This window comes from Ornithinibacillus xuwenensis (assembly GCF_039614845.1).
Classification (GTDB): domain Bacteria; phylum Bacillota; class Bacilli; order Bacillales; family Amphibacillaceae; genus Ornithinibacillus; species Ornithinibacillus xuwenensis.
Genome location: NZ_JBDIML010000004.1, coordinates 53,980 through 76,318, shown reverse-complemented (window position 1 = coordinate 76,318; position 22,339 = coordinate 53,980). Strand labels below are relative to the sequence as shown.

The 22,339-nt window shown below is 39.1% G+C and carries 18 protein-coding genes and 3 riboswitches; of the genes, 7 read left to right on the top strand and 11 right to left on the bottom strand.

Features of this window, described 5'->3' with window-relative positions; translation table 11 throughout:
- Nucleotides 1-9: 9 nt before the first annotated feature.
- The 4 genes from purB to ABC228_RS13105 form a co-directional block, all read right to left on the bottom strand.
- Nucleotides 10-1,305, bottom strand: coding sequence for an adenylosuccinate lyase (purB, locus tag ABC228_RS13120; protein WP_345825599.1), 1,296 nt, complete (start codon nucleotides 1,303-1,305; stop codon nucleotides 10-12).
- On the bottom strand, nucleotides 1,302-2,423 hold the full coding sequence (gene purK, locus ABC228_RS13115) for a 5-(carboxyamino)imidazole ribonucleotide synthase (RefSeq protein ID WP_345825598.1): 1,122 nt from the start codon (nucleotides 2,421-2,423) through the stop codon (nucleotides 1,302-1,304). Before purK ends, purB begins: the two co-directional genes overlap by 4 nt.
- Complete coding sequence (purE, locus tag ABC228_RS13110) at nucleotides 2,410-2,901, bottom strand: 5-(carboxyamino)imidazole ribonucleotide mutase (RefSeq protein WP_345825597.1); 492 nt, start codon at nucleotides 2,899-2,901, stop codon at nucleotides 2,410-2,412. Before purE ends, purK begins: the two co-directional genes overlap by 14 nt.
- A gap of 122 nt (nucleotides 2,902-3,023) precedes the next feature.
- A riboswitch (purine riboswitch) is annotated at nucleotides 3,024-3,123 on the bottom strand.
- A 133-nt stretch (nucleotides 3,124-3,256) separates the two neighbouring features.
- The gene (locus tag ABC228_RS13105; RefSeq protein ID WP_345825596.1) at nucleotides 3,257-3,844 is read right to left on the bottom strand and encodes a DUF2179 domain-containing protein; all 588 of its coding nucleotides are present in this window, start codon (nucleotides 3,842-3,844) and stop codon (nucleotides 3,257-3,259) included.
- Between the two features lie 134 nt (nucleotides 3,845-3,978).
- Here ABC228_RS13105 and ABC228_RS13100 point away from each other — a divergent pair, with 134 nt between their 5' ends.
- Nucleotides 3,979-4,413, top strand: coding sequence for an Hsp20/alpha crystallin family protein (locus ABC228_RS13100; RefSeq protein WP_345825595.1), 435 nt, complete (start codon nucleotides 3,979-3,981; stop codon nucleotides 4,411-4,413).
- Nucleotides 4,414-4,494: 81 nt separating this feature from the next.
- On the opposite strand, the gene ABC228_RS13095 is transcribed toward ABC228_RS13100, so the two are convergent.
- Entirely contained in the window at nucleotides 4,495-5,157 is a 663-nt protein-coding gene (locus tag ABC228_RS13095; protein WP_345825594.1) for an MOSC domain-containing protein, read from the bottom strand.
- 278 nt (nucleotides 5,158-5,435) lie between these two features.
- Here ABC228_RS13095 and msrA point away from each other — a divergent pair, with 278 nt between their 5' ends.
- Entirely contained in the window at nucleotides 5,436-5,960 is a 525-nt protein-coding gene (msrA, locus tag ABC228_RS13090; RefSeq protein ID WP_345825593.1) for a peptide-methionine (S)-S-oxide reductase MsrA, read from the top strand.
- 253 nt (nucleotides 5,961-6,213) lie between these two features.
- Nucleotides 6,214-7,380 (top strand): MFS transporter, encoded by a 1,167-nt coding sequence (locus tag ABC228_RS13085; protein WP_345825591.1) that lies wholly within the window; start codon nucleotides 6,214-6,216, stop codon nucleotides 7,378-7,380.
- A 48-nt stretch (nucleotides 7,381-7,428) separates the two neighbouring features.
- Here ABC228_RS13085 and ABC228_RS13080 read toward each other — a convergent pair whose 3' ends face one another.
- The 6 genes from ABC228_RS13080 to ABC228_RS13055 form a co-directional block, all read right to left on the bottom strand.
- Nucleotides 7,429-8,730, bottom strand: a complete 1,302-nt coding sequence (locus ABC228_RS13080) for an NCS2 family permease (RefSeq protein ID WP_345825590.1) — start codon at nucleotides 8,728-8,730, stop codon at nucleotides 7,429-7,431.
- A gap of 136 nt (nucleotides 8,731-8,866) precedes the next feature.
- A riboswitch (purine riboswitch) is annotated at nucleotides 8,867-8,967 on the bottom strand.
- An 85-nt stretch (nucleotides 8,968-9,052) separates the two neighbouring features.
- A complete protein-coding gene (gene guaA / locus ABC228_RS13075; protein WP_345825589.1) occupies nucleotides 9,053-10,585 on the bottom strand; it encodes a glutamine-hydrolyzing GMP synthase in 1,533 nt (510 codons plus the stop codon).
- Nucleotides 10,586-10,748: 163 nt separating this feature from the next.
- A riboswitch (purine riboswitch) is annotated at nucleotides 10,749-10,850 on the bottom strand.
- Nucleotides 10,851-10,891: 41 nt separating this feature from the next.
- A complete protein-coding gene (locus ABC228_RS13070; RefSeq protein ID WP_345825588.1) occupies nucleotides 10,892-13,087 on the bottom strand; it encodes a DUF4129 domain-containing transglutaminase family protein in 2,196 nt (731 codons plus the stop codon).
- Nucleotides 13,084-14,352 (bottom strand): DUF58 domain-containing protein, encoded by a 1,269-nt coding sequence (locus ABC228_RS13065; protein ID WP_345825587.1) that lies wholly within the window; start codon nucleotides 14,350-14,352, stop codon nucleotides 13,084-13,086. The genes ABC228_RS13070 and ABC228_RS13065 overlap by 4 nt, the downstream gene beginning before the upstream one ends.
- Entirely contained in the window at nucleotides 14,352-15,311 is a 960-nt protein-coding gene (locus ABC228_RS13060) for an AAA family ATPase (protein WP_345825586.1), read from the bottom strand. Before ABC228_RS13060 ends, ABC228_RS13065 begins: the two co-directional genes overlap by 1 nt.
- A 220-nt stretch (nucleotides 15,312-15,531) precedes the next feature.
- The gene (locus ABC228_RS13055) at nucleotides 15,532-17,049 is read right to left on the bottom strand and encodes an amidase (protein WP_345825585.1); all 1,518 of its coding nucleotides are present in this window, start codon (nucleotides 17,047-17,049) and stop codon (nucleotides 15,532-15,534) included.
- 323 nt (nucleotides 17,050-17,372) lie between these two features.
- Between ABC228_RS13055 and ABC228_RS13050 the strand changes: the two genes are divergently transcribed.
- The 4 genes from ABC228_RS13050 (at nucleotide 17,373) to ABC228_RS13035 (ending at nucleotide 22,331) form a co-directional block, all read left to right on the top strand.
- The gene (locus ABC228_RS13050) at nucleotides 17,373-18,383 is read left to right on the top strand and encodes an ABC transporter ATP-binding protein (RefSeq protein WP_345825584.1); all 1,011 of its coding nucleotides are present in this window, start codon (nucleotides 17,373-17,375) and stop codon (nucleotides 18,381-18,383) included.
- Nucleotides 18,358-19,365 (top strand): ABC transporter ATP-binding protein, encoded by a 1,008-nt coding sequence (locus tag ABC228_RS13045; RefSeq protein WP_345825583.1) that lies wholly within the window; start codon nucleotides 18,358-18,360, stop codon nucleotides 19,363-19,365. The genes ABC228_RS13050 and ABC228_RS13045 overlap by 26 nt, the downstream gene beginning before the upstream one ends.
- A 76-nt stretch (nucleotides 19,366-19,441) precedes the next feature.
- Nucleotides 19,442-21,250 (top strand): peptide-binding protein, encoded by a 1,809-nt coding sequence (locus ABC228_RS13040; RefSeq protein WP_427902231.1) that lies wholly within the window; start codon nucleotides 19,442-19,444, stop codon nucleotides 21,248-21,250.
- A gap of 115 nt (nucleotides 21,251-21,365) precedes the next feature.
- Nucleotides 21,366-22,331 (top strand): ABC transporter permease, encoded by a 966-nt coding sequence (locus ABC228_RS13035; protein ID WP_345825582.1) that lies wholly within the window; start codon nucleotides 21,366-21,368, stop codon nucleotides 22,329-22,331.
- Nucleotides 22,332-22,339: the final 8 nt, after the last annotated feature.

The following is a 22,339-nucleotide window of genomic DNA, read 5'->3' as shown; positions in this document are numbered from 1 at the left end:
TTCGTCACCTCAGTTTAAGCCGATGCGATCAAAGATAACATCAACATTTTTTAAATGATATGTGTAATCAAAGCAATTCTCAATTTCAGCTTCTGTTAGTAAAGACGTAATCTTCTCTTCTTTTTCCACAAGCTCTTTGAAGTGTACCTCCGTCTCCCATGCTTCCATGGCTTTCGGTTGCACGATATCATATGCTTCTTCACGAGCCATTCCCTTATCGATTAATGCTAAGAGAACACGTTGTGAGAAAATAACGCCATGTGTCTTATCAATATTTCGTTTCATATTTTCTGGAAATACCGTTAAGTTCTTCACGATATTCCCAAAGCGATTAAGCATATAATTCAAAGCAATTGTTGCATCCGGTAATATAATACGCTCTGCTGAGGAATGAGAAATATCACGTTCATGCCAAAGGGAAACATTTTCATAAGCTGTCACCATATGACCCCGAATTACCCTTGCGATTCCAGTCATATTTTCAGAGCCAATCGGATTACGTTTATGTGGCATGGCAGATGATCCTTTTTGACCCTTTGCAAATAATTCCTCCACTTCACGTGTTTCCGTTTTTTGTAAGCCACGAATTTCTGTTGCAAATTTTTCAATAGAAGTTGCGATTAATGCAAGTGTTGAAATATAAGCTGCATGACGGTCACGCTGCAAGGTTTGGGTAGATACTGGTGCTGGAGAAAGTCCGAGCTTTTCACAGACGTATTGCTCAACAAACGGATCAATATTTGCATAAGTTCCGACTGCTCCTGATAGCTTTCCAAACGCGATATTGCTAGCAGCTAATTCAAATCGCTCTAAATTACGCTTCATTTCCTCATACCATAATGCAAGCTTTAAACCAAATGTTGTTGGCTCTGCATGCACCCCATGCGTTCTCCCCATCATTACGGTATGCTTATTTTCCATTGCCTTGTTCTTTAATATCTCGATAAAGTTATGTAAGTCTTTTCGAATGATGTCATTTGCTTGTTTTAATAAATAGGATAAAGCAGTATCCACAACATCAGTGGAAGTTAGGCCATAGTGGACCCACTTTCTTTCTTCACCAAGGGTTTCTGATACAGCACGAGTAAATGCCACAACATCATGTCTGGTTTCTTGTTCAATTTCATAAATGCGGTTAATATCGAACGAAGCATGTTCACGTAGCTTCTCTACGTCTTCCTTTGGAATAATTCCTAGCTCACTCCATGCCTCACACGCTAAAATCTCTACCTCAAGCCATGCTTCAAATTTATTTTCCTCTGTCCAAATCTTTCCCATTTCTTCTCTGGTGTAGCGTCCTATCATTGTTTTGCCTCCTCAAACTTTTCAAGCTGTTCTTCAATAGCTTTCCCAATAAAGGTAATATGACCCATTTTCCGCTTGGCTTTCACGGTGTCCTTTCCATATAAGTGAACAAATCCATGATTGATTTTAGGCATTGCTGTTAGAACTGCTTCAACATCTTCTCCTAAAATATTAACCATCGTAGCTGGCTGTAATTGTTCTACAGGCATAAGGGATAACCCACAAATGGCCCGAATATGCTGAGCAAATTGTGAGATGTTACAAGCCTCCATGGTATAGTGACCAGAATTATGCGGACGTGGTGCCATCTCATTAAGATAAATTTCATCCTGTTTCACAAACATTTCAATCGCAAAGGTTCCGACGATGTTCATGTGTTCCGCTATCGTTTTCGCTGCCTCGTACGCTTTCATTTGAACAATATCCGATACAGCTGCAGGTACCTTTGTTTGGAACAGAATATGGTCTTTATGAACATTCTCTGCAATTGGAAAGAATTCGATCTGACCGTTTATTGCTCGTGTAAAAATAACAGAGATTTCTTTATCAAATGAAACCCATGACTCAATAATGCAGTGATTATTCTTGTCTGCAAATTCCATTGCAACTGGAATGTCAGACGTTGATTCTAGTTTTAATTGACCTTTTCCATCATAGCCTCCACGACAGGTTTTAATCACGACAGGAAAGTTGATACTTTCAAGCACTTCCTGACACGTAACACGATTTCTTACAATATGAAATGCAGGGACTGGCAGGTCTAAATCACGCATTAATTGTTTTTCTTTTTCACGATTTTGTGTCACTTCGAGGGCATAGGCACCTTGTGGCAATTTACCAAGCTCCTCTATATAAGAAGCGGCTTCTAAATCGACATTTTCAAATTCATAGGTAATCACATCACTTATGTTTGTAAGCTCTTCAATGGCCTTCATATCGTCATAGTCTGCTGTTATATGCTTATCTGCAACTTGTGCTGTGGGGCAGTTTGGTGTCGGGTCAAGTACAGCAACATGGTAACCCATTGCTTTTGCAGCCATTGCCATCATTCGTCCTAGCTGGCCACCACCAATTATTCCAATTGTTTTGGTAGGTAGAATGACACTATTTCTTTGCAAGTTCTTCCCTCATTTCTGCTACTTTTGATTGCACAGCCTTTCGATAGCTTGCTAGTTTTGCCGCCACTTCGGAATCAAATGCACCAATTATTTGAGCTGCTAGAATTCCAGCGTTGGCAGCACCCGCCTTCCCAATTGCGACGGTAGCAGTAGGAACACCCCCAGGCATTTGTACAATTGAAAGCAATGAATCGAGTCCTTGTAATGCTTTCGTTTGAACTGGAACCCCAATTACTGGAAGTGTTGTTTGGGAGGCTACCATGCCAGGTAAATGTGCAGCACCACCTGCACCAGCAATAATTACCCTAATACCACGTTCACGTGCTGTTTTTGCATATTCAAACATGTTGTCTGGTGTACGATGTGCCGATATCACATCTTTTTCATACGGAATTTGTAAATCGTCTAATGCCTTGCATGCATGTTCCATGGTTTCCCAATCAGAAATACTACCCATTATCACACTGACAGTAGCCATTGTATCGCCCTCTCTATGTATCATCATTTTTCATTCCATTAAAAAAGTCTATTCGTCCCCCTCTTAATGAGAGAAGATGAATAGACAAAAAAGCACCCTAAAAGTAATCATTGTTATCCTTACAATGATTCATCTTCCCTCATAGTCCAGCATTTACGGTGCCGGGTAGAAACTCAAAGGCCTTATCCCTAAGAATATATGAGGAAACGTTTTAAATTGTCGGTTTAAGAATAACAAAACCAGTTACGTAAGTCAATAAATTATCGAACGTTTTATCATAATAATAAATGAATGTTCGGATTTTGCACTTGTATCCAGTTATTCTGTTCGCTAGATACTTATTGTACAGGCAATTCTATTCTTTATTATCATTTTGTAATTCTGATGCAGACTTATTTCTAGGCTTTAATAATATCCCTTTGCGAACCTGCTTCACCCAAAATCCGCCATGAATTTGCTTCGGCTCATAGGAGATGATAAATGCTTTTGGATCAATTGTTTTAATCTCCTCATAAAGCTTAAGCTCATATTTTCTTGGGGTCAGAATTTGCATGGATAGCCGGTCGCCGTCCATTCCATATGCTGACCAGCTTGTCACACCATAGCCCTTCTCCCGTAGTCTTTTGGTAAAATTCAAATCCGGATTACCGGATACTACATTTACGGTTATGTAGCCAAGTGCTAATTTTTCCTCAATGATGGAACCAACAACAACACCAATCCCATACCCAAGTGCATAGGCTACAACATTTTGAATTTCATTTAAATTGTCTAAAACTAGCCCTAATCCGAAAATGTAAACAACAATTTCAAACATACTTACAAATGCCGCGACATATCGTCGGCCTTTTAATGTAAGAATCATTCGAATTGTAAACATCGAGACATATACAACATTAATAATAAGTATAATGGCAACCATTACGAGCGCATTACTAAGCAAAAAATAACCTCCTAAATACTACAATAGATTTCATAAAGCAGCTTATTGCAATTTTTTAAGTCTAGGGCATACACCCATTTATAGGATTTGCATATCGTATAACTATCATACTCTGAAAAAAATGAGGTGTTAGGATGGACCCATTTCAACAAATGACGGACTGGAAACGAAATATGGATCATTTCTTTGGCGAACAATTTTGGGACCAATTCGAGGGAGTACTTAAACCAACAATTCCCCAAATTAATCTCTATCAAACAGATCATGAGCTTTTGTGTATCGCAAATATACCCGGACTAACCAATTTAGATAAAATTGATATTTACGTTGACTATGCAACATTAGAGCTTCGCGGAACAATCGATATCGGTCATCGAGGAGGGACAATCGTAAAAGAAGAGATCCTCCAAGGTGTGTTTGAGCGCAATATACAATTACCATTTCCTGTTCGCCAGGATAAAATTAAAGCAACGTATCGAAATGGCTTAGTTTATATCCAATTACATCGATTGGTTTCTAACTCTGGACATAAAAATCGAGTGACTGTTGAACAGCTAGAAGATGAATAATCTACTAAAAGCTAACTGCCCCATTTCTAACTCCTGAATCAACTAACGGAGCAGAAAAGGGGCATTATTTTATTTTCATATCTACTTCAGGCGCTTTTTCAAGGAATGCTTCCATGCATCAGCAAGTAGCTCACAGTCGACAAGCTCTCTAGCTGCATCTAAATCATCCTTATAGACATTTAACACATCATTACAAGCTGCAATTGTCCATTTCGGTACCGGTCTTTCGACTAATGTTAATTCTAATCCCGCTTTTACCTCACCCTCTTGTAACACACGATAATACCATCCTGTTCTTCCAGTGTTTTTAATGCGAAGGACAAAGTCAGGAACGAAGTAACGGCGTCCGGGCTTCCAGCAAGGCTTTCGTGGTTGAGATACCTGAATAACCGTTTCACCAAGCTGATAAATATCACCGATACAAACAGATGCTTCCTCCATATTTTTAACTGCTAGATTTTCCCCCATCGCTCCTATTCCTATCGTATCAATAGGTAGATCCTCTCTCCAGTAATCATAGTGTTCAATTGGATAAGCAAAGATCGCCTTTTCTAAACCACCATGATTCTTTGTATCGGCTACTTCATCACCTACAAGCCCTGTCTTACTCAACCAAATGGGTTCGTTTACTTCATGCTTAAACATACCTGTTTCCCATTGTTTATCCATTGGATTTGTTGCATGTGCTTCTCCAATTGTCCGTACTTTTCCAGTTAAAATTTTTTGCAAAAATGGCTGCTGCAATGTAGAACCTTCTTCCTCTATATAACTAGAATTTTTATATTATTAGTTTAACATAACTAATCTCGTCTATTTGTTGCAAACAAAAAGTTAATGGCAAGAAATAAATGAAACAGCTCAAAGAAATGTGGGCTAGTTCTCTGGTTAGAAGCTTAAGCAGTTTTTTAAGAATATTTCCGTGTAAACTTTCTTTGGATATGGTATAGTTTTAAAATATAAATTCTACAAAAATTTGAAATACGAATTCGTATGGACGGCTTTTTGATATGGGGGAAACATAGATGACAGTATTAAAAAAAGCTACATTTGCAGGTGGTTGCTTCTGGTGTATGGTTAAGCCGTTTGATCAGTGGGATGGGGTTCACGCCGTTCTATCCGGTTATACTGGTGGTCATGTTGAAAACCCTACCTATAAGGAAGTTAAAACTGGTACGACCGGCCATTATGAGGCTGTCGAAATTACATTTGACCCAAGCATCATTTCCTATAAGGAAATCCTTGAAGTATACTGGCGCCAGGTTGATCCAACAGATGCTGGTGGCCAATTCCAGGATCGTGGAGACCAATATCGCACTGCTATTTTCTTTCATGATGAAGAACAAAAGGAACAGGCAGAAGCATCTAAAAAGGCACTCAGTGAGAGTGGTAGATTTACCAAACCAATTGTTACTGAAATTCTACCTGCCGTAACCTTCTATCATGCTGAAGCGTATCATCAAGACTTCTATAAAAAGAATGAACAGGAATATAAAGAAGACCGAGCAAAGTCAGGTCGTGATGAGTTTATCATTGAGAACTGGAAATAGTGAATAAAGCATCCTCTATGGAGGGTGTTTTTTTGTGAGAGGTTAGGCTTGATTATTTTCTGATAGAAGATATCAGCGCATTCTATAGCTATATCAGCGAATTAGGCGATTATATCAGCGATTAGCCTCATGATATCAGCGCAAAAATAAATATATCAGCGTATGAACCAATTATATCAGCGAATCTATTTCCCTATCCTACCCAACATAGTATAATTACCTTTTGACAGCAATAGGAGAAGGAGCGGACGTTTTGGCAAATAACGAATCATTAGTACCATTAAAAATGCTATTGTTTAGCTTTCATGCTTCCAATACAATCATACTTAGCTTTTTACCATTATATTTAGCCTATAAGGGGTTAAATGGGACTGAAATTGGTTGGGTGCTGGCCATTGGTCCTTTAGCATCCATATTTGCACAGCCGTTCTGGGGCTACTTAAGCGATAAATATAAAACCGTCAAACGGATATTATTAATCTGTGTATGTGGTTTACTTATCTTTAGTACGGTGTTTTTTCAAATGAATCACTTAATTAGTATTATACTAATGGGCGCGGTGTTCTACTTCTTCACAACTCCAATTGGTGCGCTAGGAGACAGCTTAGCGCAGCGAAGGGCAGATGTATTAGGAAAATCATTCGGAACGATTCGAATGTGGGGTTCAATTGGATTTGCAACCTCATCACTAGTAATCGGTGAAATACTGTCTCGTGTTGGGGTACAGCACATGATATGGCCGTATCTATTCTTTGGCTTACTAGCACTACTAGTCGTATTCCGATTAAAGGATGTGAAGGTAGAATCAGACCCAGTGAAGCTAAAGGATATCGGAATATTAGTGAAGAATAAGGCATTTCTACTTTTCTTACTTTCTGTTGTATTCTTATCCATTTCACATCGAACAAATGATAGCTATATTGGCTTATACATTGCCGAACTCGGTGGGAGTGAAGCATTAGTTGGATTAGGGTGGTTTGTTGGAGTCGCGAGTGAGGCACTCGTATTTGCTTTTGCTGGCTTATGGTTTCGGAAATTACATCCACTCGTATTTGTGATGATTGCCGGTGCCATTTATAGTATTCGTTGGTTTATTTATGGCACTTTAGATGATCCAACTTTCGTTATCGCCTTACAATTCCTACACGGAATCACGTTTGGAGTATTCTATTTAGCAGCATTTGATTATGTTTCACGTCTTATACCTAAGCTACTCCAATCCACCGGTCACCTTGTATTCTTTGCAACCTTCTTCGGCATCAGTGGAATTATCGGATCGTTAGCTGGAGGAGCTATTATGGACGCCTTTAACGGAGGCACCTTATATACCATCTTGGGATTTGTTGCGATGATTGGAACACTCGCTATTTTTACCTATCACTTCATGTTCACACGAAAAAGTACAAGTAATCAACATTAAAAAAGAGCGAAATCACCATTATTGATGATTTCGCTCTTTCCATTTAACTTATAGAAAAGCAAAGTACAAAATAAAGATTATAAACAATCCATACATCACTGGATGTACTTCTTTTGCACGACCTTTAACTGCCATCGTAATTGGATAGAATACAAAGCCAATGCCAATTCCAGTTGCAATACTATAGGTTAATGGCATTGCAAGAACTGTTAAAAATGCTGGAACTGCAATCTCAAATCGCTCCCATTCGATGTCCTTAAGAGCCGTTGCCATCATAACACCAACAATAATTAATGCTGGCGCCGTCACCTGTGATGTGACAACTGCTAATAAAGGCGAGAAGAATAATGCAAGCACGAAAAATCCAGCTGTTACTACAGCAGTAAAACCAGAGCGTCCACCTACACCAACACCTGCTGTAGACTCTACATAAGATGTCGTTGTCGATGTACCAACAACAGCCCCAACCACTGTAGCAGATGAATCAGCAAATAATGCTTTCCCTGCGCGTGGTAATTTGTTATCCTTCATTAATTTTGCTTGTGTTGCAACGGCAACTAATGTTCCTGCTGTATCAAAGAAATCCACAAACAAGAAGGTAAGAATAACAACTAACATTTCCATTGTAAAAATATCACCAAAGTGTGCAAAAGCTTGCCCAAAAGTTGGGGCAACACTTGGAACACCACTCACAATTCCTTCAATTCCAGATGGAACTGGAACCTGACCAAAGATCATACCAACAATTGCCGTTAGAATCATTCCATAGAAAATACCAGCTTTAATGCCAAGCGTTAAAAAGATAACAGATACCACTAGCCCAAAAACAGCTAATAATACTGTTGAAGAAGTCAAGTCTCCTAATCCTAATAAAGTGTCGGGATTATCAACTACCAACCCTGCATTCTGAAGTCCGATAAATGCAATAAATAAACCAATACCCGCTCCTACTGCTAGCTTTAAGTTTGCTGGAATAGAATTTATGATTTTTTCACGAAGACCTGTTAATGTTAAGACGATAAAAATAAGTCCAGAAGCTAAAACACCTGCTAAAGCAGTTTCCCATGGAATTCCGCCACCAATTACAACTGTAAATGCGAAGAATGCATTCAGACCCATTCCAGGCGCTAGTGCTACCGGATATTTCGCAATAAGCCCCATTAATAGCGAACCTACAGCTGCCGCAATGGCAGTTGCAGCAAATACTGCGTCCTTGTCCATACCAGTTGCACTTAGCATATCTGGGTTAACAAATAATATATAAGCCATTGCTAAGAACGTTGTTAAACCAGCTATGAATTCCGTACGATAATTTGTACCTAATTCTTCAAACTGAAAATATTTCTTCATTACTTTTCCTCCTAAGAATAAAAAATAAGTTCAAACAAAAAAGCATGCAAAGCCTTATTAGGGACTAAGCATGCTACCATAACCGTGCAAGAAAAGTAATCAGAAAATAGCGATCCGATTCATCGTAAACTATCATCTAAATATTACTAATCTGCGTAGTCAGACCATTTACGGTAGTCTGGTAGAGACTCTGGGCCATATCCCCTAAATTATACGCAATGTTGTATTGTTTTCTGTGTTTCTGATGATATATTACTATTTTACTAGATGAATGTCAATCATTTCCGAACGATTTAAAATATTTTTTTACTAATGTTCGTTTTTATTCCCACTCAATTGTCGCTGGTGGCTTACTTGTGATGTCATAAACAACACGATTAATATGTTCGACATCATTTACAATTCTTGTTGAAACCCTTTCTAGAACATCAAAAGGAATACGCGCCCAATCAGAAGTCATTCCATCAATAGACGTAACAGCGCGGATACCAATTGTATAATCATAGGTACGTGCATCACCCATGACTCCTACACTTCGGATATTCGGGAGCACCGTAAAGTATTGCCAGATATCGCGTTCAAGCCCTGCTTTGGCGATTTCTTCTCGTAAGATGGCATCTGACTCACGAACAATTTCTAGCTTTTCATCTGTCACTTCACCTAAAACGCGGATTGCTAAGCCTGGTCCAGGAAAAGGCTGGCGCCATACGATACGTTCTGGAAGGCCAAGCTGGGTTCCAAGCTCCCGTACCTCGTCCTTGAATAACGTATTCAAAGGCTCAATCAGCTCAAACTGCATATCCTCTGGTAGTCCACCAACATTATGGTGGGATTTAATAGTTTGTGCCGTCTCTGTCCCGCTTTCAATAATATCCGTATAAAGCGTTCCTTGTGCTAGAAAATCAATATCTTTAAGCTTTGCCGCTTCATCATCAAATACATAAATAAATTCATTACCAATAATTTTACGTTTCTTCTCTGGATCATCAACACCTTTTAGTTTTGCTAAAAAGCGTTCTGCTGCATCGACCTTAATAATGTTCATATTAAAATCATCCGCAAAAACCTTCATGACATCATCGGCTTCATTTTTACGCAATAAACCGTGATCAACAAAAATACAGGTTAATTGGTCGCCAATTGCCTTATGGATTAGTGCTGCAACAACAGAAGAATCTACGCCACCACTAAGCGCACACAGTACTTTGCGGTCGCCAACCTTCTCGCGAATAGTCGCTACTTCCATATCGATAAAGTTTTCGATTGTCCAGTCACCTTTCGCATGACAGACATCATATACAAAGTTACGTAGCAATTGATTACCGTATTCAGAATGGCGAACCTCTGGGTGGAACTGCACCCCATACATGTTGTTATCCTTGTTACTAAAAGCAGCAATTGGTGTAGAAAGGCTTGTAGCATCTACTGCAAAGGTCTCTGGTGCTTGTACCACTTTATCACCATGACTCATCCAAACCGTTTGTTGGTCTGGTGTATCCGAAAACAACGCGGAATCCTTTTCTAGATTAATTACTGCCTTGCCATATTCTCGATTCTTTGCTTTTTCAACACGACCACCAAAATGTAGCGCCATTAATTGCATACCATAGCAGATTCCTAACACTGGAATTCCAAGCTCAAATAATCGTTCATCTGGACGGAAGCTATTTTCGTCATAAACACTATGTGGTCCACCAGATAGAATGATACCTGTAGGATTCATTTCCTTTATCTTTTCCACAGATAGCTTATGAGAGTGTAGTTCACTATAAACACCAAACTCACGTATTCTTCTTGTAATCAATTGATTGTACTGACTGCCGAAATCTAATACTAGAATCATTTCATTATCCATCTTAACGCCCCTAACTTTATTAGAATGTTTGGTTCATAGGTTACCCATATACTGCAACTGTTGTTCGTTCATACAACAAAAAAATCTAGATTTCTCCTTAATCTATACAATGCAAATAAGCATTATACAAATAGAAAAAGGCAGAAATCCAGATTTAGGTTAAATCCAGATATTCCGCCTTCATAGTCAGAGCATTTACGGTGCCCCGGTAGAGACTTTCGATCCATATTATCGAGGATATATGAATGGCGATTGGTTATTCATGTATAAAAGTTAAACCTATTTTACTAGCGTAAGACAACTTGGTCAACCCAATATACGGTTAATTAAATTTTTCCACAAATTCGACAGTTCATCTTGGCCACTACCTACTACAGGCTGCTGATAAATTAATCGTTCATAATTTGTAGTTAATCTTCCCATTTCGTCGGTGCCATACCAATTATCAATTCGCCTCGCATACTCTCGAAGCGTTTGATCGGGATTTTTCGTAAATCCTTTGTGCTTTAGTAGCTTCAGAATATAATGATAGGCATCTTGATACGAAGCAGCATCTCCTCGTTTTATCATCTTTCTTTCAATAAAGTACGTCTGGAGTTGATATCTTTTCCAGTATAGAATAGCAGCTATGAGTAATAGAACAGCCGTAGCTATTGCACCATGAACCCATGTAATTTCAAAATGACTTTCCTTACTGTCATCGTTGGTCGCTATTGTCTCAACAGCTTCCTCAGGCTCTCGCTCTGGTTGCTCTGGCTGCTGTGGATTAGCATCAGGTGCTTCCAAAACATCATCTTCGTTACTAGACGTATCAATCGCAAAATCATTTGGAACATTGAATCCTTGTGTTGGCTCAAATGGTACCCAGCCCACCTCCGGAAAATAAACCTCTACCCATGAGTGCGCATTGGCATTTGTAACCTCATAAAGGTCATAGTCACTATTATCGATATTGTCCTCCAGCTTTTCGCCACTAGTAAAGCCTTTTACCCAGCGTGCAGGAATATCCATCGCTCTTAGTAAGACGACCATGGATGTAGAGAAATTATCACAGTATCCAACCTTTGTCTCGAATAAAAATTGATCGACATAGTCCTCATTTTGACCTGGGACCGCTACATCAGTCGTTTGATAGGCAAATCCGTTGGAACTAAAATAACGTTCTACTGCCCGAACCTTATCATATTGACTATCATGATTAGCTGTAATTTCTGTAGCTAACTGATACACACGATCCGGTAAAGAATTAGGTAGCTGTGTATACCGCTCAAGAAGTTCTGAGTCCTCAACTGCTTTCGCTTCTCGCATGATTCCTATCGGATAAGATGGATAATCATAATAGATCTTATAACCTGGTAAACTAATTTCCTTATTATCTAATTCTGTCCGAATCTCTCCAGATTCTTCATTTAAAAGCAACTGTGCTTCTTGATTTAATAAATCAACTTGACGAATACCATATGGATAGAGCACCTTTGGAATATCTGTATCGCCAGAGAAAACAATAGATGCATCAGATTCTGTAACTTCAATGGAAGGTGAAAAGGTTTCGAGAGAGATTGCTCCATCTGCTTGTTCCACATAGCTTACACCATCAGAATTAACCCAGCCTTTTCCTGTATAAACATCCTTCGACTCAATCCGGAAATACGATACATTCTTGACATAGGCTTGAAAGACAGGGTTATAATCCTGAACAAAGGAACCACCTAATCTTGAATCATTCTCACCATACCCAACCTTTTGGATTCCAATTCCACCTTTTCCACCAAAGCCATTAGTCGCGCTTTTCAAGAACGGTACCGGATCCGGCCACTGTGGTTCAAACTTAGGTGCTGCATATCCAACCATCGTTGAAAATAATACAATCGTTATTAATGGTAAAATCCAAAGCGGTTTTTTACGCAAACTGTAGGTTTGAATCCCTTCTCGCTGCATTTCTTTTAGGACATTTGCAAGGCCTAATGCAATAAAAGCAATAACAAACGTCCGTAAAATTGCCCAATCTGCATGATAAACTGTGAATGTATCCAGTAACGTCACATAGATAAAGGTCAACACACTAAAAATCATGATGCGCTTCACTTGAACAAACCAGTAATGTATTAAATAACTCATTAACCAAATGATGATTAAGAATAATAAGGTACGGAACATATTGGTTAAATCAAACCAGTGCCTAGCAAGCATTGCATCCACATTCAAAAACAAATCGGAAAGCAATTCTTTGTACCATAGCATACTTAGAAAGCTATGTTCAGAAAAAACACCATTAAGGACAAAGAGGAGACCAAATCCTTTTAATAGAAATGACAGCCACCATCTTACTTGTAACATCGAAATGAAGAAGCAGAATATCGTATAGATCATAAAGACCCCAACATACGCCGTATCGGTTAATTCTTTAACCGGATAGAGCCATTCCATAAACAGCAAAAGGCCAGCTATATAAAGGATTGAGGTATAGATTATTGGCATATTGGATTGGTTTAATCGATTCACAACGTATTCACCTCAATAGGATCCTGTACTAAGTCTTTCTCTGTTACCATACTAACACCAATTCCTTCGTGACGAAGCTGCTGGATAATACGATGCTCTTGCACAGAAATACGATTTTCAGCTTGAACATACATAATCATTAGTTTCTTTTCTCGCAGCCTTACGTGCTGTAGAGCTTCTTTTAGTCGCTCATCTACATGCGTCGTAATTAAGACAACGTAAAAGCTATTCGTAATCTTGAGTATTTCTTCCTTAAGCTTCAGTGCAAAGGAATACTTAGCACTTGGTTGTATGCTTGTCAAATGCTTCCGAACCCATTCCATCTTGGTTGGATCATGCTTTGCCGGAAATAAAACGGTTTCTTCTCCTATCGATAATAATCCAACCTGTGTTGCCTGCTTTCGTATCGTTTCCATTAAAGATATACTCATCTCAACAGTAGCTTCATAGGCTAGTAGATTCATACGATCATAAAAACAGCTATCTAGAATAATAAGTGTATCGGTACTTTTTTCTTGTTCAAACTCCTTCGTCATCACGTCATTTTTCTTGGCAGTTTGTTTCCAATCAATCCAAGAAAATTTATCACCTGGCATGTACTCACGAATTCCTGTAGCAACGTTTGTGTTCTTTAGATTCATTGCATACGATGAAATAGATCCCTGTTCATAGCTATTCATTTTTCCCACAATATGAACAGCTCTTTCTACTGGATACACCATGAGTTCACTTTTTATAGGATATACCTGCTGTTTCTTAATAAGACCAAACACATCTCCTGTCTTCACTCGGATCGCAGGAAGTGTATAGTTGCCACGAGGCAATCGGTCTAATTCATAGGTAATGTCAATATTTCGTTTGAACCAAGGGAAAATAATCTTCTTTACATTCCGATGCTTATATAACTTGTTCGGTTGTTCCATATATTGATACTTAGCATGTCTCAAATCGATTCGATTTAAGGTATCAGGGAGTATTTCTTCTACGATACAATAATGAATTGGAAAGGGTATCTTTCGCTTTATCCGAATGGAAACCATTATGTGGTCTCCAGTTGCGACAACATGCTTGGTCATTTTCCTTTCCACATTCCATCTTGATATTGGATAAAAGGTTAGACCAACCAAATAAAGAAAAATTGGTAGAAAACTATAGAATAGAAACCAGCTCGTAAATCCACCTTGAAACATCGCATATGCGAAAAGCACTAAAAACAGGATGAAGATAAAGACAAAATTACGCACAAAACGAAATGCGTTATTCATTAATTAAAGTCCTTTCGAATCGGTATAAACGTTCGCTTTACAATTTCTTCTACAACTTCTCTTGCTGTTTTTCCGTCATATCTCGCTTCAGAGGTCAGAATAATACGGTGTGTTAATACATATGGAGCCAAGTATTTCACATCATCTGGAAGAACAAAGTCACGACCTTTTATAAACGCATAGGCTTTTGCAGCTTTCATCAATGCAATAGAACCACGAGGACTTACACCTAGGAATATTGAATCATGCGTTCTTGTTTCGCGAACTAAATTAATAATGTATTGCTGAACATTTTTTTCAATATAAACATGACGAACTTCTCCTTGTAATAGAACAAGCTCTTCTTTAGTCATAACAGATGAAATTGATTCGATGGGGTGGTCTTTTGATGTTCTCTCTAGCATTTCCAACTCTTCTTCTAAGGACGGGTAACCCATATTTAGCTTTAGAATAAATCGGTCTAGCTGTGCTTCTGGGAGTGGATAGGTTCCTTCATATTCGATTGGATTCTGAGTAGCCATTACAAAAAATGGTTTTTGAAGCTGAATGGTTTTACCATCAACAGTAACGCTTTTTTCTTCCATTCCTTCTAAAAGGGCAGATTGTGTTTTGGGAGAAGTACGATTAATCTCATCAGCTAGTACAATATTTCCAAGTATTGGTCCGCCGCGGAACTCAAATTCCAGTTCTTTTGGATTATAGATGGAAATGCCGGTTACATCAGAAGGTAATAAATCTGGGGTAAACTGAATTCTTCTAAAATCACAGTCCAATGATTTTGCAAGTGTACGGACAAGCATGGTCTTTCCAACGCCAGGAACATCCTCCAATAGTACATGTCCCTCAGCAAGTAAAGCTACTAAACTTAATATTGCTACATCCTCTTTACCGATCATTACTTTGTTAATATTTTCAATTACTTTTTCGATTTTTTCATTATATACGATTGTCTCCTGCATCCTATTAACGCTCCTCCGCTTAAATTACTGTACACCTTTAACTATACTAAAAATCACCTATTTAGTAAAAGGATACTTAATATATATTATTTTCAGAAAAAAGCATTTATAAACCCTATATTTACAGAAAAAACAATGCACTAATTTGAAATAGTTAGTGCATTGTTTTCACTCATTTATTCTTTATAGACTTTATTTTTAGCACTACACAAAGTAGCTTCTAGCCCTTCATATCAACCAGTTCTTGGAAGAAGGAATTCTTCTTTAAGTCAATCCATAATGAAGTTTGTTCTATTTGATAAGCTAACTGGAATAGCCGATGCTCTTCTCCTTTCGATGCCATAACCTGTACTCCAAGTGGTAGGCCGTCCTCGGATAAAAAGACAGGTAAGGAGATTGCTGGTTGGCCAGTTAGATTAGCTAATTGGGTAAATGGCGTATAGGTTAAGCTTGGTAAGAACATGTCATAAATTAACTCCTGCTGACCACCTTTACCTAGCTGTTGCACCCTGTCGCGAAGCTCTGATTGATTTGATTCAGTGTGAGTCAATTCTCCTACTTTTGGTGCCGTATAGGCTGTAGCTGGTGTCAAATAAAAATCATAATCACGGTGTAATGCTGCCATTTGTGCTGCAGCCGTATCCCATGAAGCTAAGCTTGCAGAGAATTCCGCTGCTGTAACAGACTTACCTGCAACATTTAATAGCCAAGTTTCAATTTCCATATCCTCAGCCGTTAGCGACCGCCCTAAGGCTGCTTCTAATTCATTTACTAAGGAAGAAATTTCCCCACTATTCATCAAATAGTAATTACGCATTAACTGAATCCCGTCCACGCCATTATCCTTTTCTTCCACATGATGCCCTTGTTCTTCTAACCATGAGACAACCTGTTCTACTGCTTTTATCGCATCCTCAGAAACTGGTGTACCAACAGGAGATTTTGTTGTAAAAGCGATTCGTAACGGTCTCTCAAATGGCTTCTTCATTTCCTCTTGAAAGCTTCCTGGAAATAGCGCTGTTTGAAATGCCGCTTCTGGCTGAACAACTTGTACCATATCCAATAAAGCTGCACTATCTCTTACGCTCCTCGACAATGCAAAATCAATCGATGCACCTTGCCATTGTCGACCGACCCCTGGACCAACAGGGGTTCGACCACGTGTAGGTTTTAATCCGAACAACCCACTAAAAGAAGCCGGAATACGAATGGATCCCCCTCCATCACTAGCACCTGCCATCGGAACTATCCCAGCAGCAATTGCAGCAGCAGCTCCACCACTTGACCCACCTGGAGAGTGTTCAAGATTCCAAGGGTTTCTAGAAGGTCCGTATAGAATAGGCTCGGAAATGTTTTTCAACCCAAATTCAGGCGTATTGGTATGTCCTAAGAAAATGAAGCCCGCTTCCTGTAATTTATGAACATAATTGGAGTTACGCTTTGCAAAATTGGACCTGAGTAGTCTTGATCCAGACGTTAAAGGCTCTCCTTTTAAGCTTTGTGAGATATTTTTTAATAAAAATGGTACTCCCGCAAAAGCGGATTGATCAGTGCGAATGCTCTCCGCTTCTTGCAATGCCTTTTCCTTTTTATGATGAACGACTGCATTCAACGATGGATTAACATTTTCTAATTGCTGAAAGCTTAACGACACCAACTCCTTTGGTGTCACTTCCTTTTTACGAATTAAGTCGGCCATTTCAGTTGCGTCTAATGTCACATATGTACGTAGATCCATTTTCACACCTCAAGTTCTTTCCTATTTTCTTCAGTTTATCACTAGAAAGCCAAATTTGAAATCTGCTTGCATTTACCGAAGCATTATCTATTAAGCTTATTTACAAAACTCTTTTTCTATTAATACGAATAATATAAAACGACTTGTCATAGTATGTTACGAATAAAGTCAAACATTTCGTAATTACAGTTCCTTTTACCTACTACTTACTACTGCAAAGAATAAAGCCCACGTATTATTCAAACATTATCCTCCACCTGACATTCGATACATATAGGATGTAGCACATCCATATCTATAAATTTACGAATGGAGTGTCTTTCATGAAGACGAATCCTGTTTTATCTGTTGATCAATTAAAAACTTACTTTTATTTAGACCAGAAAAAGGTAGCTAAGGCAGTTGATGGCGTATCATTTTCTGTCTCACCAGGAGAAACAGTAGCACTTGTTGGTGAATCCGGTAGTGGTAAGAGTATCACCGCCTTATCGATCATGCAATTAATCGAGAAACCAGGTCGAATTGTGGAAGGCACTATTACATTAGATGATAAAGAAATAACAAGGATACCAACAAAGCAAATGACCAAATTAAGAGGTAATGAAATCGCAATGGTTTTTCAGGAACCAATGACCGCTTTAAATCCAGTATTTACAGTTGGAAATCAAATAACAGAAATGCTTCGAAAGCATCGCAGCATGGAGAAAAAACAAGCCCAAATTGAAGCTATAAATCTACTAAGAACAGTAGGGATTTCAAGAGCCGAGGAGGTTATCCACGAATATCCACATCAGCTATCAGGTGGTATGCGTCAACGTGTGATGATTGCCATTGCAATCTCTTGTAATCCAAAGCTATTAATAGCAGATGAACCAACCACCGCATTGGATGTAACCATTCAAGCACAAATTCTAGATTTAATGGTGGAAATGAAAGAGAAATTTAATATGGCATTGCTCCTGATTACTCACGACCTAGGAATCGTATCCGAATATGCCGATCGCGTTATGGTCATGTATGGTGGACAAATCGTAGAAGAAGCATCAACAAAAGAATTACTTCGCACCACAAAGCACCCTTATACTAGAGGACTACTAGAGAGCTTGCCAAACCTAACAGAAGATGTTGACCGTCTAGGAACCATAAAGGGTACAGTTCCTCCAGCATATGATCTTCCTACGGGATGTCGATTTTATGCTAGATGTCCTTTTGCAATGGAAAAATGTAAGCAATCCAATCCAGATCTAATTGAAATCGATCATAATCATTTCGTACGCTGCTATCTTTATGAAAAGGAGGATGTACAAAATGACACATCATACACCTCACCATAATTCGAAACAAGACGCACTCCTAGACGTTCATCATATAAAAAAATACTTTCCCATTAAAGGAGGGATTTTCAAGCGTACAGTTGGGCATTTAAAAGCTGTAGACGATGTTTCCTTTTCCGTATACAAAGGGGAAACATTAGGAATTGTTGGCGAATCTGGATCAGGTAAATCTACATTAGGTAGGGTTATCTTACGTTTGCTAGACCCCACAGATGGAGAGGTTTACTTTGATGGCAGTGAAATTTCACGTTTAAAACCTAGAAAAGTAAGGCCATACAGACGTGATATGCAAATGGTGTTTCAGGACCCGTTTGGCTCACTCAACTCGAAAATGAGTGTAGCCGAATTAATTGAGGAACCATTACTCGTGCAGACATCCCTATCAAAGGCTGAACGTAAAGAGAAAGCAGTTGAAATCATGGAAAAAGTTGGCTTACGGGCGGAGGATCGACTTAAATATCCACATGAATTCTCAGGGGGTCAACGCCAACGAATTAGTATTGCACGAGCATTAATTATTAACCCAAAGCTAGTGATTTGTGATGAACCTGTTTCGGCTTTGGATGTCTCTATTCAAGCTCAAGTATTAAATTTAATGAAGGATCTTCAAGACGATCTATCCTTAACCTATCTGTTTATTGCTCATGATTTAAGTGTGGTAAAGCATATTAGTGATCGAATTGCCGTGATGTACCTTGGACGAATTGTAGAAATCGCATCAAAGGATGAGCTTTATAATAATGCCTTGCATCCTTATACACAGGGACTACTTGCATCTATACCAGTAATTGATATGGATGGATCGAATCAAGAAAGAGAAAGAATTCGCATTACTGGTGACTTACCCAGCCCGGTAAACCCACCTTCTGGCTGCCCTTTCCGTACAAGATGTCCAAAAGCGCATGAACGCTGTGCTATTGAGCGACCAGAATTAAAGGCTGAAGGCGATGAGCATTATGTTGCTTGTCACTTATATACTTAAGCTTTGTTAGGAGGTGAATGCTTTAATTAACGTTAAGCCTGCAGCTCAATTTTGTTAACAAAAAGGGGGAAATAAATTGTTTAAAAGCAAAATTAGTTTCTTGTTAATTGCGCTTCTGTTAATGCTTGGAATTGTCCTAGTAGCCTGTGGTGATGATCCAGAGGAAACACAGGATGATCCAAATAAACAAGAAGAGAACGAAGGTGGAGGTACAGAGGGCGAAGAAGAGAAAGAAATGGAGCCTAAATCTGGTGGTACCTTAACCGGAGCCATGTACTCAGCGCCTGCTGGAATGTTTAACCCGATTTTTTATGAGGAAGCCTATGAGGCAAACATCTTATCCTTTACACATGAAAGTCTTGTTAGCCAAAATGAAAGCCTTGAATTTATACCCGGCTTAGCAAAAGAATGGGAAACAAATGACGATCAAACAGAACTAACACTTTACCTAGAAGAAGGCGTGACATGGCATGATGGCGAGGAATTTACCGCCGATGATGTGGTGTTTACTTACAAATCAATTGCCGATCCTGATTATGTCGCTGCAGGTGGTATTCGTACTGCCTATGTAGAGCCTTTACTAGGATATGAGGAATATGTTAACGGTGAAACAGATGAATTCCAAGGCGTTGTTGCTGTTGATGACTATACTGTCACCTTTAAATTCGCTGAACCTAATATTAATCCGCTTTACTATGCTAGCTTTACCATTATACCTGAGCATGTCTTTAGTGCTATTCCAGTTGCTGAAATGCCTGAGGCATCAGAATCTCGTGACCCTGGAAAAGTGATTGGTACAGGACCATTTAAATTCACAGAAATGGTTGAACGTGAGCAGTATGTTCTGGAACGTCATGATGGCTACTGGCAAGGCACACCATATTTAGAGAAGATTGTATGGCGTGTTGTTGCACAATCAGTCATGACTGGTTTATTAGAGTCTGGTGAAGTTGACTTCATAGCAGATCCTAATGGCATTCCACCAGCAGATTATGAAACGGTGCAGGCATTAGGTAATATCGAAATCATTGAACAGCCTGACTTCGGCTATCAAATTCTTGGATTCAAGCAAAACCACCGTACAGCAGAAGATGTTGAAAGTGGTGCATTAAACCCAGAGAACTGGGTACCAAATGAAAAAATTGCTGACCCTAAGATTCGTCAAGCAATTGCCTATGCGATAAATCGCGAGGGATTAATTGAAGGATTGCTATATGGACGTGGCGCAATCTTAAACTCTCCAATTGCCAAGCAGTTCTGGGCTTATGATGAAAGCGAAACAATGAACTATGGCTATGATCCAGATATGGCAGGTTCTATTCTAGATGAGTTAGGCTATGTCGATACCAATGATGACGGGTTTCGTGAAGATCCAGAAGGCAATGAGTGGGTCATAAACATGGATTACCCAACAGGAAACGAATTACGTGAAAAATCAGCACCACTTATTGAACAAATGTTAGAGGAAGTAGGCATTAATGTAAATCTACGTCAACCGAAGGAAATGTCTGCTTATGTAGAGGATTTAACAAATGATAATAGTGATTGGGACCTCTATTTATTAGGATGGAGCTTAGGTAGTGCGGATCCAGATCCAACTGGACTTTGGGGAACGAAAGCAGCCTACAACTTTTCTCGCTGGAATAACCCACAATCTGATGAGTTAATGCAGCAAGCACTACAAGCACCTGAAGCATTTGAGCAAGATTACCGTAAAGAAGTGTATAAAGACTGGCAGAAATTGTTCTCTGAAGATTTACCAGCCTTAATCCTTTATGCGCAAAACAGCCTTTGGGCCTATAATGACAGACTTGAAGGTGTAGAACCGCTACCATTCACCATGTATAACAACCCGCATTTATGGTGGGTTACGGATGCAGAATAATTGTTATTTGGTATTCATTGTTAGGAGCAAGCGTTTTGACGCATGAGATACAGAATAAAAACAGTAAGAGAGTATGCGAAGCTGCATACTCTCCTCCTTCATAGGGGGGGTTTATTTGTACAAATATATTATTAGAAGAATATTAATTTTTATACCCATGTTACTTTTACTGTCTATGATTGTATTCGGGCTAGCCAAATCTGCTCCTGGTGATCCATTCACCGGAAGAATATTAGACCCAGATATTGATCCAGAAGTCTTTGAGCAGCAACGAGAAGCGCTCGGATTAAATGATCCATTACCAATACAATACATGAACTGGGCAAAAAGAATTGCACAAGGTGACTTTGGCGAATCCATGTATTATAAAGGGCGGTCAGTTGCCAGCTTAATAGTTGAAAGACTTCCCAATACACTGTATCTAGGATTATTTGCACTTTCTATCACACTCATTGTGGCAATTCCAATAGGAATTTATTCAGCAAGGAATCCTTATTCTCTCTTAGATTACAGTGCGACAACCTTTGGCTTTTTTGGTCTAGCGGTTCCGAACTTCTTCTTCGGATTAATTGCGATCTATTTTTTCGCCATTAAGCTTGGTTGGTTTCCATCTCAAGGAACCATAACAGGTACTGAAGTTACCGGGATAAAAGAGTTTTTTGATCGTATTCATCATATGGTTTTACCGGGTATAACATTAGGGCTTGCAGGTACTGCCTCCTATATGCGTTATATGCGATCGGAAGTACTAGATGTACTTGGAAGTGACTATATCCGAACTGCTAAAGCAAAAGGGATGTCTGAGCGGAATGTCTTGTACAAGCACACATTACGGAATGCCATCATTCCAATCATTACCTTGATGGGCTTTGAATTTGGTGCCTTATTAAGTGGGGCAATTATCACAGAACAGGTTTTTAGCTATCCAGGGCTAGGAACATTGTTTATCAATTCGATAACGAATCGGGATTATCCGGTTATCATGGCTATTACCCTATTGTTAGGGATTACCATCTTAATCGGAAATCTACTTGCTGATATATTCTACAGTATTGTAGACCCGAGGATACGCTATGATTGAGGTGAATC

Excerpts from the sequence above, each read along its gene's own strand:
- purB (WP_345825599.1), bottom strand. The coding sequence starts at position 1,305 with ATGATAGGACGCTACACCAGAGAAGAAATGGGAAAGATTTGGACAGAG.
- purE (WP_345825597.1), bottom strand. The coding sequence starts at position 2,901 with ATGGCTACTGTCAGTGTGATAATGGGTAGTATTTCTGATTGGGAAACC.
- ABC228_RS13100 (WP_345825595.1), top strand. The coding sequence starts at position 3,979 with ATGGACCCATTTCAACAAATGACGGACTGGAAACGAAATATGGATCAT.
- msrA (WP_345825593.1), top strand. The coding sequence starts at position 5,436 with ATGACAGTATTAAAAAAAGCTACATTTGCAGGTGGTTGCTTCTGGTGT.
- ABC228_RS13080 (WP_345825590.1), bottom strand. The coding sequence starts at position 8,730 with ATGAAGAAATATTTTCAGTTTGAAGAATTAGGTACAAATTATCGTACG.
- guaA (WP_345825589.1), bottom strand. The coding sequence starts at position 10,585 with ATGGATAATGAAATGATTCTAGTATTAGATTTCGGCAGTCAGTACAAT.
- ABC228_RS13065 (WP_345825587.1), bottom strand. The coding sequence starts at position 14,352 with ATGAATAACGCATTTCGTTTTGTGCGTAATTTTGTCTTTATCTTCATC.
- ABC228_RS13060 (WP_345825586.1), bottom strand. The coding sequence starts at position 15,311 with ATGCAGGAGACAATCGTATATAATGAAAAAATCGAAAAAGTAATTGAA.
- ABC228_RS13055 (WP_345825585.1), bottom strand. The coding sequence starts at position 17,049 with ATGGATCTACGTACATATGTGACATTAGACGCAACTGAAATGGCCGAC.
- ABC228_RS13050 (WP_345825584.1), top strand. The coding sequence starts at position 17,373 with ATGAAGACGAATCCTGTTTTATCTGTTGATCAATTAAAAACTTACTTT.
- ABC228_RS13045 (WP_345825583.1), top strand. The coding sequence starts at position 18,358 with ATGACACATCATACACCTCACCATAATTCGAAACAAGACGCACTCCTA.